This window comes from Xanthomonas cucurbitae (assembly GCF_002939885.1).
Classification (GTDB): Bacteria; Pseudomonadota; Gammaproteobacteria; order Xanthomonadales; family Xanthomonadaceae; genus Xanthomonas; species Xanthomonas cucurbitae.
Map to the genome: position 1 here is coordinate 1 of NZ_MDED01000029.1, position 15,605 is coordinate 15,605.

The following is a 15,605-nucleotide window of genomic DNA, read 5'->3' on the forward strand; positions in this document are numbered from 1 at the left end:
TGCCCAAGGTGGCCGAGGCGTGGGTTTGGCTGGCTCAAGCGCGATTGCTGCTGGCGCGGCTGACTGGTTAATTATGTAAACACCCTCTTAGAGAAGACGGCAAAGTCGTCCGCACCACTCGCGAATCAACTCTCTCCGGCGCTCAGGCGCGGGCTGGAAGACTGAAGGGTCTTCTTGAGTGTCGCTCCACCCACCCCGAAGTCTTTAAGTACTGCCGGGCTGAACTGCTACAAGACAACTATTTCCACGCTGTCTTCGAAGCCATCAAAGGGCTTGGCCAGCGCATTCGCAAAATGTCCGGGCTCAAGTCGGACGGTGCCGACCTGGTTAGCACAGCTTTTTCCACCAAGTCACCTATCATCGCGTTGAACTCGCTCAGCTCGGAGACTGAAGTGAGCGAGCAGAAGGGAGTAGCGAACCTCCTTACAGGCGTATTCGGTGCCGTCCGTAATCCGGTCGCGCACGCACCTCGGACGGAGTGGACAATGCCGGAACAGGATGCTGTAGACATGTTCTCGCTTGTTTCCTACCTACACCGGAAGCTTGACTCGGCGTCTGTAGTCAGTGGTGGTAAGGTCTAACAATTCGTCCAAGCCGACGCCGCTTCGCGGCGCGACTCAACTCAGGTAATAGGGCTTATGTCAGATGCTGCGACAATCCAAATCAAAGCAGACCGAGACAGCGTTTGCGCTGGAGATGACTGTGACTCACACCGAGCGACGTTCTCCATTGCGGCATCCTCCAATGTCCTAGAGATGCTAGCCGCCGCTTGGCGCGCTTGCCCGCTGGCAGGCATTGCTGGCGGGCAAGCCACATGGCTGCTTGATGTTGCTGGCTCGGAAAACTGCATTGGCGTTATGGCTCAACAGTGGCATCAGCCAAGGCTTTTGATCCATCCTGAGACAAGCGCGACTGATCTGTTTGAGGGCAAGGAGCCATTCTTGTACTTCCGCTATTGGTGCCAGAGCAATCCAGACGCAGTGTTTGAGTCGATCCAGACCAATGCGCCACTACCTGCGCGACACTCGTGATGAATCCTGGCAATTCATTCAAGCCGAAGCCGCTTCGCGGCCCGGCTTAATTCAGGCGCTAGGGGCAGCGGGAATGAGCAAAGTCTGTAAGATTCTTGGGTTCGTACGCGGCGTACTGGGCCTTGGTCAACCCGATGCCGCCAGCAAATTTGAGCAAGCCCAAGACGAACCCCTGTTTATGGCGATGCCCAAAGGGGAGCTCGCGCACGCTGCCCGAGCAGCTCACGGCTCGCTAAGCCACTTTCGTCGGTTACTAGCCGATGGAATACCGGCCGATGTCTCACCTCTGGTAAAGACATACATCTCTCATCCGGCAGTTGGCGGGATGTGGCTTTGGCTAAGCGTGGAGTCCGCTACGCCCTCTGGGTTCAACGCGTCCGTCTTCGAGGCGCCGCCCGAGTTCACTGATCTTTCGCCTGGCACAAGGGAGTTCGTGCCGGAATCGGAAGTAGCGGATTGGGCTTTGGTCAGCTCGGGCGTCATGCATGGCGGTTACTCGCTTCGCATTCAACGGAGCCGCCTTCCTGCAGCCGAGCGCGAGCCGTTTGATCGCTACATCGGGGTGAACAGTTATGCGCCGCTGCCTGCCCCCTATTAAGTTGTCTAAGCCGACGCCGCTCTGCGGGGCGGCTTAACTCAGGCGTTAGGCAGTGATGGGTCATTACAAGCATGCGCGCAACACGCGCAGCTTCTCCACGGGTCACAGATTCCAATCAATCCGCATGCCCGCAATCAATGCATTCTTCAGATCGGTGCTGCGGGTAGCTTCGTTGAACTGGTCGGGGTTGATGACGTAATGCAGGTTGGGGGCGATGCGCAGGCGCTTGGTGACCTGGATGCCGTAGCTCAGCTCCATCATGATCTGGTTATCGGCCGGGGTGCCGGTGCCGCCGGCGGAGGCGCGGGCCAGACGCAGGTTTTCGATGGCTGCGTCGCTGTATTTCTGCTGGGTGATGACGAAGGCGATGTTGTCCTGCGGGCGGCTGGCGAAGGTGCCTTTCTGCACAAGGCCCAGTTGCACGAAATGGTCTTCGATGGCCTGGCCGCCGGTGCTCTTGAGCATGGCGGCGAATACGGTCAGGCCGCGGGTGCCGGATGGGTCGGGGTTGGTGACCTGTTGTTCGAAGCGGCCAAACAGGCCTGAGCGGCCCTGCTTGTTCTCATAGCCCAGGCCGCTGAGCACGGCGGGGTTGCCGTTGCGGTCGCGCAGCGGGTCGGTGTAGTCGGAGTTGTCCTGCCAGCCACCGAGTTCGTACAGTGCCGCCAGCGTGCCGTCGCCGCCCTTGTTCTTGTAGCCGATGGCGAAGGGCACCACTACGCCGGTAGTGTCGTCGGTGCTCCACTTCAGGCCGTGCTGGCCGTCCTGGGCCTGCACCGGGTTCACTTCATACGCGCCCACATGCACATAGACCTTGGGCGTGACCCAGGCGGTGGCGTGTGCGGCCCAGCTGGAGACCGGCCAGTAGGTGAAGTTGCTGGTGCGGAACACGAAGGTGGGGTTGCCGCAGGCGGAGTTGCCCTGGAAGTACTGGCACAGGTCCGAGCCGAGGAAGTGGATGTTGGCCACGCTGCGGCCGGCTTCCAGTTCCAGGCGGTCGTTGAAGAGTTTTTGCAGCAGGGTGAAATTGGCCAGGCGGGTGCCCTGGCCGCCGTAGATTTCCTGCACCGAGGTGCTGTTGCCAATGCTGCTGTTGGACAGGTTGGTGCCGTGGCGGTTGGTGACATAGAGCTTGACCGTGGCGCCGTTCCAGCCGAACAGGCGGTCCATGTCCACGTCGGTGCCGACCATCAGCTGGCCGGCGTAGGCGTCGCCGCGCTTGCGACCACCGTCGATCATCGCGGCGGCTTCGCCGGTGTAGCCCAGCTTGAGTTTGAAGGCATCGGCGGCATCCTGCGCGTGGGCGAGCGGGGTGAGTGCCAGGGTCAGCGACAGGCACAGCAGGCGGTGGCGGCGGTGGGCGAGGGCGGTCATGGCAGGACTCCGGACAGAAGGGCGTGGCCTAGGTGGCGAACGCGACAGGTAAGGGGTGGGCAAGCCTCTGGCCGCGCACGACGGTGCGCAGCGCAGCGGTGAAACCGGTCAGCGATGAGGCGGGTCAGCGATCAGCTGCGATGGAAGCGCACAGCTGATCGGCAACGCGCGGCAAACGTGCGTCAGGCGACGACGTCGGCAACCGGCTTCTTGAGCAGGCGCAGCGCGATGGCAGTGATCACCACACCGACCACCAGGGCCAGCACGTAATTGAGCAGGTGGGTCACGGCATTGGGGATCAGCAGCACGAAAATGCCGCCGTGCGGTGCCTTCAGTTCGGCGCCGGCGGTCATTGAGATCGCGCCGGCCACGGCCGAGCCGATCACCAGCGCCGGAATGGTGCGCAACGGGTCGCGCGCGGCGTACGGGATCGCTCCTTCGGTCACGAAAGCCAGCCCGAGCACGCCGGCGGCGGTGGCCGTGCCGCGTTCTTCGGCGGTGAAGCGATTGCGGAACATCCAGGTGGCCAGTGCGATGCCCAGCGGCGGGGTCATGCCGGCCACCATGGCGGCGGCCATCGGGGTGTAGACCTGGCTGGCGATCAGGCCAGTGGAGAACGCATAGGCGGCCTTGTTGACCGGCCCGCCCATGTCGAAGGCCATCATGCCGCCCAGCAACAGGCCCAGCAGCAGCGCACTGCTGCCCTGCATGCCGCGCAACCACGCAGTGAGCCAGGCCAGCAGGTCGGCGACCGGTTGGCCGAACACATACATCATCGCCAGGCCCACCAACAGGGTACCCAGCACCGGCAGGATCAGCACCGGCTTGAGCCCTTCCAGCGTGCGCGGCAGCTTGATGGTGCGGTTGAGCGCGGCCACGCCGTAACCGGCGATGAAGCCGGCAATGATGCCGCCGAGAAAACCTGCATTGAGATTGGCCGCGACCAGGCCGCCGATCATGCCGGGCGCGATGCCGGGGCGGTCGGCGATGGAGTAGGCGATATAGCCGGCCAGCGCGGGCACCATCAGGGTGAAACCGGCCTTGGCGCCGATCTGGAACAGCGACCACGCCAGGGTGCCCTGGTGCGCGTCGTCGCCGGCGTAGATGCCGCCGAGCGCGAAGGCCAGCGCGATCAACAGGCCGCCGGCAGTGACGAACGGCAGCATGAACGACACGCCGGTCATCAGGTGCTTGTAGGCGCCGGTGCGGCCGTTGCCCTTGCTTGCGGTCGTGCTGGCGGCGGTGCCGTTGGCCTGTGCCGCGCCGCCGTGCACGCTGGCCTCGGCCAGCGCCTTGTTGATCAGGGTCAGGCCGTCGTTGATGGCCGGCTTGGTTCCGCTCTTGAGCACGCGCTTGCCGGCGAAACGGGCCAGGTCCACTTCGCGGTCGGCGGCGATGATGACCACATCGGCCATGCGGATCTCATCGTCGGTCAACGCATCCTGCGCGCCCACCGAGCCCTGGGTTTCCACGCGCATCTGGTGGCCGAGTTTCTTCGCGGCCTGCTGCAGGCCTTCGGCGGCCATGAAGGTGTGGGCGATGCCGGTGGGGCAGGAGGTGATGGCGACGATGCGCTTGCTGGCATTGGAAGACACATCGCCCGCAGCAGACGCGGCGCCAGCGCTGGAGGTGACGGCGAGCTGGCTGAGCGCGGCGGAAGGGTCGTCCAGTACTGCGCCCAGGCTCAGATGCAGCAGTTGCGCGTCGCCGAAGCGGCTGGTGTCGGCGTCGGCATCGCCGATCACCAGCACCTGGGACACGCCGCTGGCCAGCGCGGCGGGCAAGGCGCCAAGCACGCCCTGGTCGCTGCGGATTTCGACCGTCAGGCTGCGGCCGGCGGCGGTGGCCGCACGGCGCAGCGCTTCGGCCGCCAGGACGGCCTCGGTACTGCGTTCGCCGGCGGCGATGACCACGATGGAAGAGGACATGGAAAAACTCCTGCGGTATTGCGGTCGCCGGGTGGCCGGCGGGGGGATGGGCGAGGCTTACGCGCGCGGGTGGCGCAGGCCGGGGGTGCGCAGACGCATGGCACCAGGCGTGGACCTGCCTGCGTCCGAGCGCGGCCGCGGCAGACAAGGGCTCACGACAGCATCTCGATCACGACGTCGCTTGCGGCGCGGCGCACGCCATCGGCTGTGATCCGGCGCGCGTTACCGCTTTCCAGCCGGCACATCGAAAACGCGGTGGCCAGCCGCGCGCATTGCTCCAGATCGGTGGCCGCATCCAGGAGCGCGGCGGCCAGGCCGGCCACCATCGCATCGCCTGCGCCCACGCTGCTGCCCTGCGCCAGCCGTGGCGGGCGCGCAATCAGGCGCTTGTCGCGCTGCACGAACAACGCACCGTCAGTGCCCATCGAAATCACCACCAGCTGGATGCCGCGCGCGAGCAGTTCGTGTGCGGCGGCGCTGAGCGCGGCGCGGTCGGTGAGCGGGCGGCCGGTCCAGGCTTCCAGTTCGTGGCGGTTCGGCTTGACCGCGTACGGCAGGGCCTCGCGGGCGGTGCCCAATGCGGCCACCAGCGGCGCGCCGCTGGTATCCAGCAGCACGCGTGCACCGGCCGCGCCGGCCTGCGCCTGCAACTGCGCCCAGCTGTCGTCGGGCAGGCCGGCCGGCAGGCTGCCGGACAGCACCACCGGCAGGCCGGGACGCAGCAGCGGCGCGAGCTGATCGGCCACGCCTTGCAGATGCGCGCTGGTCAGTTGCAGGCCGGGCAGGTTGATGTCGGTGGTGTCGTTGCTGCGCGCCTCCACCAGCTTGAGATTGGTGCGGGTGTCGCCGGCCACGCGCTGGCAGTGGTCGACGATGCCGCGCTCACGGAACAGCGCTTCGAACACGCCGGCATTGCCGCCGCCGAGCACACCGAGTGCGGCGACATCGCTGCCCCAGTCGGCCAGGCACGCCGCCACGTTGATGCCCTTGCCGCCGGCATCGTTGCGCACGCTGCTGGCGCGATGCACGGCGCCGGGCTGCAGGCTGTCGAGCTGGATGGTCTGGTCGATCGCCGGGTTCAGCGTGACGGTGATGGCCTGCAGGCTCATGCCATGTCCTCGCGCTGTGCTTCGAGTGCGCGCACTTGCTCGGCGGTTTCGCAGTTCAACGCCTGCTCGGCCAACTGCCGCAGCGTGCTGAGCGCGGTGCCGCGCAGGCGCGCCTTCACCGCCGGGATGTCGTTGGGCGTCATCGACAGTTCCTGCACGCCCAGGCCGGCCAACAGGCTGGCACCGAATGCATCGCCGGCCAGTCCGCCACACACGCCAACCCAGCGGTCGTGTTTGCGTGCGCCTTCAATGGTGCTGCGGATCATGCGCAACACTGCCGGATGCAGGCTGTCGGCCTCGGCGGCCAGTTCGGGGTTCTGGCGGTCGATCGCCAGCACGTACTGGGTGAGGTCGTTGGTGCCGATCGAGAAGAAGTCCGCGTGGCGCGCCAGCACGTCGGCCTGCGCGGCGGCGGCCGGTACTTCGATCATGATGCCGATCGGCAGCTCGGGCGCGTCCAGCTCGGCGCGGATGCGCGCGCAGATGGCGCGCAGTGCGATCAGCTCCGGCACCGAGGTGATCATCGGGAACATGATCGATAGCCGCGCACCGTCCCTGGCAGCGCGGTACAGCGCCCGCAGTTGCGGCCCCAGCAGGTCGTGGCGACGCAACAGCAGGCGCGCGCCGCGCACGCCCAGGAACGGGTTTTCTTCGTGCGGCAGTTCCAGGTGCGCCACCTGCTTGTCGCCGCCGATATCCAGCGCCCGCACGATCAGCGGGCGACCATCCAGTGCCTGCGCCATTGCCAGGTAAGTCTGGTACTGCTCGTCTTCGCTGGGCGTGCGGCCGCTCTCCAGGAACAGGAACTCGGTACGCATCAGGCCGACGCCTTCGGCACCCTGGGTCAGTGCCATCGCCACCTGGTCGGGCAGGTTGACGTTGGCACCGATGTCGATGTGGTGACCGTCGGTGGTCTCGGCAGGCAGGGCGCGTTGCGCGGCTTCGCGCTCGCGGATGGCCTGCTGCTCGGCGATGTGGGTGCGTGCCGCGTCCAGGTCCTGCTCGGACGGGTTGAGATAGAGCCGGCCGCTGCTGCCGTCGATGATGGCGGTGACGCCGTCTTCGATATCCAGCAACTGGCCCCCGGCTGCGACCAGCGCCGGCAGGCCCAGGGTGCGCGACAGGATCGCGGTGTGCGAGGTCGGGCCGCCTTGTGCGGTGGCCAGGCCGAATACTCGGGCAGTGTCCAGGTTGGCGGTGTCCGACGGCGACAGGTCGCCGGCCAGCAGGATGCAGGGTTGGTCGGGCAGGTCGGTGAGGCCGACGCCCGCCGCCGCCGGGTCCAGCTGCGCCAGCACCCGGCGGCCGACGTCGCGCAGATCGGCGGCGCGGCCGGCCAGCACCGGGTTGCCCAGCGCCGCCAGACCGGAGGCGATCTGTTCCACCGCCTGATGCCACGACCACGCCACGCCGTGGCCTTCGACCATCAGTTGGCAGGTGCGGGTGATGAGGTCGGTGTCGTTGAGCAGCTCGGCCTGGGCCTTGAAGATGGCCGCGTCCGAGGCGCCGAGACGGCGCTGGGTGTCGTCCTGGATCGCCGCCAACTGCTGGCGGGTGCGGGTCAGCGCGTCATGCAGCTGCGCGCCGCCATCGCCCAGGCCTCCCGGTTGATCGGCCACCTCGGTCTGCGCCGCGCGCAGCCGGTGCACGATGCCGATCGCCACGCCCGGGCTGGCACCGATACCGACAATGGCCGGCTGTGCCTGCGGCGGGGTCCAGCCGGCCACCGGGGCGGCGCGGCGTTGCGCGGCGCGTTCGGCGTCGGCTTTTTCCTGTGCGGACAGGCTGTCCATCACCGCACGTAGGCGCTTGAGCAGGGCGGCGGCATCGCTGCCTTCGGCCGAGACGGTGATGCTGTCGCCGGCACGCAGGCCCAGCTGCAGCAGGCCGACCAGGCTCTTGGCATCGGCGGCCTGGTCGCCGGCGCGGACCTGGGCGCGGGCGGAAAAGCCACGGGCGGTTTCGGCCCAGCGGGTGGCCGGGCGCGCGTGCAGGCCATTGGGGTAGGCGATGGTCCACTCGAACGTTTCGGCCAGGTCGGTGGCCGGCGCGGCTTCGGTGTCCGGGGCGCGGTCGCCGGTGAGGGCGGCCACGATCACGCCGGGGTCGTCTGTGGTGAACAACGCCTCCAGCTGCGCGGGCTCCTGGATCAGCCGGGTCAGCCGGCGCAGCAGGGTGAGATGGGTGTCGGATTGCGCAGCGATGCCCACCACCAGCCGGGTGGTCTGGCCGGGGTTCCACTCCACGCCTTCGGGCAGCTGCAGCACCGCGATGCCGTCGCGGCGCACCAGGTGGCGGTCTTCGCCCACCCCGTGCGGGATCGCCAGGCCATGGCCCAGGAAGGTGTTCGCCAGGCCTTCGCGGCGCCGCATGCTGGCGTCGTAGCCCGGTGCCACGCAGCCGGCGGCAACCAGCAGCTGCGCGGCCTGGGCGATGGCGTCGTCCTTGTCGCGGGCGTGCGCGCGCAGGCGGACAAGCTCGGGGGTCACGGGGGCAAGCGGCGGAGAGGACAAGGCGGGCTCCGGGTGGGATCGGGCTGGGAAGTATAGTGGGAACGTTCCCACTATCCAGGTCAATGTGCGGTGCACAAAAACCAAGTAATGCTTTCAGGTTAGGATCGGAGTCAAGAGCCGCCTGCGTTCAGGTGCGGCATATGGAGCGGGAACGGTCCCAGTGAGTACCAGCATCAATGACGTGGCCCGGGTGGCCGGGGTATCCAAGTCCACGGTGTCGCGGGCGCTGGGCAGCGGCCCGGTGAGCGCCGAGGTGCGCGCCAAGGTGGAAGCGGCGGTGCGCCGGACCGGTTACCGGCCCAACTTGATGGCGCGGCGGCTGCGCTCGCAGCAGTCCGGCATCCTGGGGGTGATCGTGGCCGACATCCGCAACCCGTACTTCACCGCGCTGATCCGGGCGGTGGAAGAGGTTGCCTACAAGGCCGGTATGCGCGTGACCTTGTGCAACACCGATGAAGACCCCGAGCGCGAGGCGCTGTACCTGGAGCTGATGCAGGAAGAGCGCATCACCGGGCTGATCTTCGCGCCAACCCGCGTGACCGTGGGGCGCATGCATGCGCTGTCGCTGGAGTACCCCACCGTGCTGGTGGACCGTGCCGGCCCCGGCAGCCGCTACGACAGCGTGGTGCTGGACAACGCGGCAGCGATGGCCGAACTGGTGGTGCATCTGCAGGCGCAGGGCTACCGGCGCATCGGCGGGTTGTTCGGCAGCACCAGCACCACCGCGGCCGAGCGCCGCGACGGCTACCTGGCCGCGATGCGTGCGCAGGGTCTGGCACCGGACTACCGCGAAGTGGCGCCGACGGCCGAAGCGGCGATCGCCGAGCTGAGCGATTGGCTGGCCAGCGACGACCGCCCCGAAGCCATCGTCGCCAGTAACAGCCTGCTGCTGATGGGCGCGCTGAAGGCCGCGCGCACCGCCGGCTTGCGCCTGCCGCAGGACCTGGCGCTGGCCGGCTTCGACAACGAACGCTGGACCGACCTGGTCGAACCCGGCATCACCGTGGTCGAGCAACCGGTCGAGGACATGGGCCGCGCAGCGATGTCGCTGCTGCTGGAACGCCTGGGCAACCCGCAGCTGCCGATCCGCCGCATGGTGATGACCGGACGTTGCGTGGTGCGTGGCTCTACCGGCGCCCGCCCGCGCATCTAGCCGCCCCATCGTAGGAGCGCACCTGGGCGCGACGGGCGTTACCGGGAAGGCCTGTCGCGCCCAGGTGCGCTCCTACGCGACAGTACGGGAGCGCAACAGCTGCCGATCCGCCGCATGGTGATGACCGGGCGTTGCGTGGTGCGTGGCTCTACCGGCGCCCGCCCGCGCATCTAGCCGCCCCATCGTAGGAGCGCACCCGGGCGCGACGGGCGTTACCGGGAAGGCCTGTCGCGCCCAGGTGCGCTCCTACGAGGTAGTACGGGATCGCAACCCAAAGACCCCGGCATCGCCGGCCGCAGCTGTCGATCCGCCGCATGGTGATGACCGGGCGTTGCGTGGTGCGTGGCTCTACCGGCGCCCGCCCGCGCATCTAACCGCCCCATCGTAGGAGCGCACCTGGGCGCGACGGGCGTTACCGGGAAGGCCTGTCGCGCCCAGGTGCGCTCCTACGGGACAGTACGGGAGGGCAACAGCTGCCGATCCGCCGCACGGTGATGACCGGGCGTTGCGTGGTGCGTGGCTCTACCGGTGCCCGCCCGCGCATCTAGCCGCCCCATCGTAGGAGCGCACCCGGGCGCGACGGGCGTTACCGGGAAGGCCTGTCGCGCCCGGGTGCGCTCCTACGAGGTAGTACGAGATCGCAACCAAAAAACCCCGGCAGTGCCGGGGCTTCTTGGTTGCAACAAACGCCTGGCTCAGCGATCCGGGCGGTGCGTGCCCGAGTCGTTCTGCGCGACCAGATACTCCTTGGACTGCTCGTCCAGCTTGTCGCCCAGCATGCGGCGCACCACCACGAAGAACAGCGGGATGAAGATCACGCCGAGCACGGTGGCGAACACCATGCCGCCGATCACGCCGGTACCGATGGAGTGACGCGAGTTGGCGCCGGCACCGGTGGAGATCGCCAGCGGCAGCACACCCAGGATGAAGGCGAACGAGGTCATCAGGATCGGGCGGAAACGCAGATGCGCCGCTTCCAGCGTGGCCTCGCGCAAGGTCTTGCCCGCCGCGCGCTGCTCCACCGCGAATTCCACGATCAGGATCGCGTTCTTCGCCGCAAGACCAATGACCGTAATCATGCCGATCTTGAAATACAGGTCGTTCGGCAGGCCGCGCAGCATCGAGAAGACGATCGCGCCCAGCACGCCGATCGGCACCACCATCAGCACCGCCACCGGAATCGACCAGCTCTCGTAAAGCGCGGCCAGGCACAGGAACACCACCACCACCGACAGCGCGAGCAACAGCGTGGCCGCATTGCCGGCAATGATTTCCTGGTAGGACATGCCGCTCCAGTCGAAGCCGAAACCCGGCGGCAGATCGTTGTTGACGATTTCTTCCATCGCCGCCATCGCCTGGCCGGAGCTGCCGCCCGGGGCCGGGTTGCCGACGATATTCACCGCCGAATAGCCGTTGTAGCGGTTCAACGCCGGCGAGGCGTAGGTCCATTCGGCCTTGACCACGTTGCTCAACGGAATCATGCCGGGCTGGCCATCGGCACCGGTGGCGGAGGTGCTGGGGGTGAAGAAGTTGCGCAGCGCGTCGGGACCGGTACGGAACTGGTCGTCGGCGCGCATGTTGACGCGCTTGATGCGGCCTTCGGAGAAGTAGTCGTTGACATACACCGGCGCCAGCATCAGCTGGATCGAGTTGTAGATGTCGCTGACGTTCAACCCCATCGATTGCGCCTGCACGCGGTCCACATGCAATTGCAGTTGCGGCGAGTTTTCCAGCCCGTTCGGACGCACGCCCACCATGGTGTCGGCCTTCTGCGCGGCCTTGCCCAGCACGATGTTGCGCGCCTGGTTCAATGCCTCCTGGCCTGCGCCAGCGCGGTCCTGCAGCCACATGTCGAAGCCGCCGAACTGTCCCAGGCCCTGCACGGTGGGCAGGTTGACCACGAAGATCTGCGCGCCCTTGATGCCGTAGAAGGCACCGTTGAGTTGCTGGATCAGCTCCTCGGCGGTGGCGTCGCGTTCGTCCCACGGCTTGAGCCGGATGAAGCCCATGCCGACGTTTTCGCCCGAACCCAGGAAACTGAAACCGGCGATCTGCAGCATGCCTTCCACGGCCGGCTGCTTTTCCAGCACCGCACGCATCTGCGCGAACGCTTCGTTGGTGCGGATCTTGGTGGCACCTGGCGGCAGCTGCACGATCGCCACCGCAAAGCCCTGGTCTTCTTCGGGCAGGAAGCTGCCCGGCATGCGCGTGAACAGGAAGCCGCACAGCACCACCAGCACCACGAACACCATCATCCATGGCGGCGAGCGCTTCAGGGTGTGACCGACCACGCCCACATAGCGGTGCGCCAGCTTGTCGTAGTACTTGTCGAAGGTGCGATAGACCCAGTTCTTCTTGTCCGAATGGGTGGCCTTGAGGAAGCTGGCGCACAGCGCCGGCGTGAAGGTCAGCGCCAGGAGCGCGGAGAAGCCCATCGACATGGCGATGGTCAGCGCAAACTGCTTGTAGATCGCACCGGAGGCGCCCGGCTGCAGCGAGGACGGGATGAACACCGCCGCCAGCACCACGGTGATGGCCACCACCGCGCCGGTAATCTGGGTCATCGCCTTCTGGGTGGCCGCCTTCGGCTCCAGGTGTTCTTCGCTCATGATGCGTTCGACGTTCTCGATCACCATGATCGCGTCGTCCACCACGATGCCGATCGCCAGCACCATCGCAAATAGTGTCAGCTGGTTGATGGTGAAGCCGATGGCGTACATGCCGAAGAAGGTGCCCAGCAGCGCCACCGGAATCACCAGGGTCGGAATCACCGTGGCGCGGAAGTTCTGCAGGAACAGCAGCATCACCAGGAACACCAGCACGATGGCTTCGGCCAGGGTGTGCACCACTTCCTCGATGGAGATGCGCACGAAGGTGGTCGACTCGTACGGTGCGAACCAGGTCACCCCCTGCGGGAAGGTGGGCTGCAGTTCGTCGAGCTTGGCACTCACTGCCTCGGAGACGTTGAGCGCATTGGCGCCCGGCAGCAGCTGGACGCCGAAGGCACCGGTGGGCTTGCCGTTGTACTGGGTGTCGAAGCCGTAGTTGCTCGGGCCCACGGTGACGCGCGCCACGTCCTTCAGGCGCACCGTGGCGCCGTTGTTGTCGGTGCGCAGGATGATGTCTTCGAATTCCTGCGGCGAGCTGAAGCGGCCTTCCGCCGAGACGGTGGCGGTGAAGCTGATGCCGTCGGGCGTGGGGTCGGCGCCGACCGAACCGGCAGCGAACTGCACGTTCTGGTTGCGCACGGCGGTCAGCACCTGGGTGGCCGACAGGTTGTAGCCCTGCAGCTTCTCCGGGTTCAACCAGATGTTCATCGCGTACTCGGCGCCGAACTGGTTGGTGCTGCCAACGCCGGGAACGCGCGAGATCTGCTCGAGCACGCGCGAACCGACGAGGTCGTTGAGCGCATCGCGGTTGATCGACGGGTTGTCCGAGCGCAGCGCCGCCACCATCAGGAAGCCGGCGTTGGCCTTGGCCACCACCACGCCTTGCTGGGTCACCTCGGAGGGCAGGCGCGGCGTGGCCAGCGACACCTTGTTCTGCACCTGCACCTGGGCGATATCGGCGTCGGTGCCGGTCTCGAAGGTCAGGGTGATGGTCACGCGCCCGTTGGAGGCCGAGGACGAATTGAAATACAGCAGGTGGTCGATACCGGTGAGCTGTTGCTCGATGACCTGCGTCACTGCCTTTTCGGCGGTATCGGCACTGGCGCCGGGAAAGGTGGCCGACACGGTGACCTGCGGCGGGGCGATCGAGGGATACGACTCGATACCCAGGTTCAGGATCGAGATCACGCCCGCGAGCGAGATCAGGATCGCCACCACCCAGGCGAAGATCGGGCGTTCGATGAAAAACTTAGGCATGTCCGGGTTCCGTCACTGCTGCTTGGACTGGGAGTCGGCCGGTTGCGCGGCCGCGTCCTGCTTGGGCTGGTTCTGCGCGGCCGGGGCGGCGGCATCGGCGGCGGGTGCGCCTTCTGCCTTGCCCGCCTGGCCGGTGGCCGGTGCCGCACCCGGTGCACCCGGTTGTGCACCGGCGGCCGGCTTGTTCGGATCCCACGGCACGCCCTTGGCGGGCTGTCCTTCCTTGGCCTTCTGCACGCCGTCGACGATGACCTGGTCGCCCGGTGCCACACCGCCGGTCACGATCCACTGGCCCTTCTGCTGGCCGTCCACGGTGAGGTTCTTGCGCACCACCTTGCCGTCCTTGCCCAGCACAAGCGCATAGGCACCCATTGCATCGCGCTGCAGCGCCTGCTGCGGCACCAGGTAGGCGTTGTTGCGCTGGCCCAGGCTGGCCTTGAAGGTCACGAACGCACCCGGTAGCAGCGCCAGTTCGGGGTTGGGCAGGGTAGCGCGCAACGACACCGCGCCGGTACTCGGATCCACCGTCACCGCCGAGACGTCCAGCGTGCCGGGGTGCGGATACTGCGTGCCGTTGCCCAGTTCCACGTTGATGGTGGACTTGCCGTCACCGCTGAGCTGCACGGTTCCGCTGCTCTGCGCCTGGCGCAGCGCAGCCAGCTCGTCGCTGCTCATCGCGAAGTTCACGTACAGCGGGTCGATCTGGTCCACGGTGGTCAACAGGGTCGCTTCGCCAGCGCCCACCAGTGCGCCTTCGGTCACCCGCTGGATGCCGGCGCGCCCGGTGATCGGCGAGGTCACATTGGCGAAACTCAGCTGGATGCGGGCCGCTTCGACGATGCCACGCGCCTGCTGCACGTTGGCGCGGGAAGAGCGTTCGGTGGCTTCGGCGGTGTCGATATCCGCGCGCGACACGTATTGCTGGGGCGCCAGGCTGCGCGCGCGCTTGGCGGCGATCTGGGCATTGGCGTAGGTCGCCTCGGCGGCGGCCAGCTGGCCTTGTGCCTGCAACAGTGTGGCCCGCAGCGGTTGCGGGTCGATCTGGAACAGCGGCTGGCCTTCCTTGACGTCGGTGCCTTCGGTGTACAGGCGCTTGAGCACCACGCCATCGACGCGGGCGCGCACGTCGGCCGAGCGGAAGGCCGACAGGCGGCCCACCAAATCGCGCTCCAGCGGCAGTGTCTGCGGCTTCATTTCCAGCACCGACACTTCCGGCGGCGGCGGCGCCTGCTGTTGTTCGGGCTTGCTGCAGGCAGCGAGCGCCACGGTGATGGCCAGGGCCAGGCCGAAGGTGCGGAGCGGGGCGATCATCAGGAGGAACTCCGTTAGGGTCTTGAAGTGGAAAAGGTGCATGGGGTCGGCACGGGCGCGGCGCCGGCCGCGGCAAACGCCCGCAAAAAGGTGTCGACGGCGAACTGCGCCCACTGCTGCCTGGCGGCAAGGCCGGCGCGATGGGGCACCTGGAAGCGTTGTCGATCGAAATCCAGCCCGACGATCATGCTCAGCAGCAGCTCGGCCATGCGCTGCGGATCGTCAGCGTGCAATTGGCCGGCGGCGATGGCCTGCTCGAAACGATGCGCCAGACGCTGCTGCATGCCGACCACGCCTTCGTGGAAGATCTGCTGGGATTGATCGGGGAACCGGTGCGACTCGGCTTCCACCAAACGGCAGGTCTGTAACACATCCGGGCAGTTGAGGCGGTCAAGATGGGCCACTGCAAACGCCAGCAGGTCGTGGCGCAGGTCAGCCGAGGCGGCGCCCAGCGGGACCATGGCCAAGTGCACGTGACCCTGCAGCACGTCGCGCAGCAGGTTTTCTTTACACCCGTAGTGACGGTAGAGCGTCTGCTTGGAACAACCGGCGCGTTCGGCCACCGCGTCCATGCTCAGCCGCATTCCGCGCTCGGCAAGCAGGGTGTGCACGGCAGCATGGATGCGGCGATCGCAGTCCGAACGCCGGGCGGCATGGGGGGGACGAGACGTCATGGGGGTAGACTATACCGTCCAGTTTAGTTTTTAAACAGCCTTGACGAT

10 protein-coding genes are annotated in these 15,605 nt (G+C 66.9%); 3 read left to right on the forward strand and 7 right to left on the reverse strand.

Annotated elements, in window-relative coordinates; translation table 11 throughout:
• The first annotated feature begins 161 nt into the window (after positions 1–161).
• Together XcuCFBP2542_RS14560 and XcuCFBP2542_RS14565 are read left to right on the forward strand one after the other, a co-directional pair.
• The gene (locus XcuCFBP2542_RS14560) at positions 162–581 is read left to right on the forward strand and encodes a TIGR02391 family protein (RefSeq protein ID WP_276329816.1); all 420 of its coding nucleotides are present in this window, start codon (positions 162–164) and stop codon (positions 579–581) included.
• A gap of 421 nt (positions 582–1,002) precedes the next feature.
• Positions 1,003–1,629, forward strand: coding sequence for a DUF2314 domain-containing protein (locus XcuCFBP2542_RS14565; RefSeq protein WP_104604313.1), 627 nt, complete (start codon positions 1,003–1,005; stop codon positions 1,627–1,629).
• A gap of 102 nt (positions 1,630–1,731) precedes the next feature.
• Here the strand turns inward: XcuCFBP2542_RS14565 and XcuCFBP2542_RS14570 are convergent, their stop codons facing one another.
• The 4 genes from XcuCFBP2542_RS14570 to ptsP all read right to left on the reverse strand — a co-directional run bounded on the left by XcuCFBP2542_RS14570 (position 1,732) and on the right by ptsP (position 8,553).
• Positions 1,732–3,003, reverse strand: coding sequence for a carbohydrate porin (locus XcuCFBP2542_RS14570; RefSeq protein ID WP_170066998.1), 1,272 nt, complete (start codon positions 3,001–3,003; stop codon positions 1,732–1,734).
• Positions 3,004–3,185: 182 nt separating this feature from the next.
• Positions 3,186–4,931 carry a PTS fructose transporter subunit IIC gene (locus XcuCFBP2542_RS14575; RefSeq protein WP_104604315.1) on the reverse strand — a complete coding sequence of 582 codons (1,746 nt, stop codon included), beginning with the start codon at positions 4,929–4,931 and terminating at the stop codon, positions 3,186–3,188.
• Between the two features lie 152 nt (positions 4,932–5,083).
• Positions 5,084–6,040: a 1-phosphofructokinase gene (pfkB, locus tag XcuCFBP2542_RS14580; protein WP_104604317.1), complete on the reverse strand. Its 957-nt coding sequence runs from the start codon at positions 6,038–6,040 to the stop codon at positions 5,084–5,086.
• Complete coding sequence (gene ptsP, locus XcuCFBP2542_RS14585) at positions 6,037–8,553, reverse strand: phosphoenolpyruvate--protein phosphotransferase (protein WP_104604319.1); 2,517 nt, start codon at positions 8,551–8,553, stop codon at positions 6,037–6,039. The genes pfkB and ptsP overlap by 4 nt, the downstream gene beginning before the upstream one ends.
• Before the next feature lie 160 nt (positions 8,554–8,713).
• Here ptsP and XcuCFBP2542_RS14590 point away from each other — a divergent pair, with 160 nt between their 5' ends.
• Positions 8,714–9,706, forward strand: a complete 993-nt coding sequence (locus tag XcuCFBP2542_RS14590) for a LacI family DNA-binding transcriptional regulator (RefSeq protein WP_104604321.1) — start codon at positions 8,714–8,716, stop codon at positions 9,704–9,706.
• Positions 9,707–10,401: 695 nt separating this feature from the next.
• Here the strand turns inward: XcuCFBP2542_RS14590 and XcuCFBP2542_RS14595 are convergent.
• The 3 genes from XcuCFBP2542_RS14595 to XcuCFBP2542_RS14605 are packed head-to-tail and all read right to left on the reverse strand — an operon-like array spanning position 10,402 to position 15,557.
• Positions 10,402–13,572: a multidrug efflux RND transporter permease subunit gene (locus XcuCFBP2542_RS14595; protein WP_104604323.1), complete on the reverse strand. Its 3,171-nt coding sequence runs from the start codon at positions 13,570–13,572 to the stop codon at positions 10,402–10,404.
• Between the two features lie 12 nt (positions 13,573–13,584).
• The gene (locus XcuCFBP2542_RS14600) at positions 13,585–14,883 is read right to left on the reverse strand and encodes an efflux RND transporter periplasmic adaptor subunit (protein ID WP_104604325.1); all 1,299 of its coding nucleotides are present in this window, start codon (positions 14,881–14,883) and stop codon (positions 13,585–13,587) included.
• Positions 14,884–14,897: 14 nt separating this feature from the next.
• Positions 14,898–15,557 carry a TetR/AcrR family transcriptional regulator gene (locus XcuCFBP2542_RS14605; RefSeq protein ID WP_104604327.1) on the reverse strand — a complete coding sequence of 220 codons (660 nt, stop codon included), beginning with the start codon at positions 15,555–15,557 and terminating at the stop codon, positions 14,898–14,900.
• Positions 15,558–15,605 lie beyond the last annotated feature (48 nt).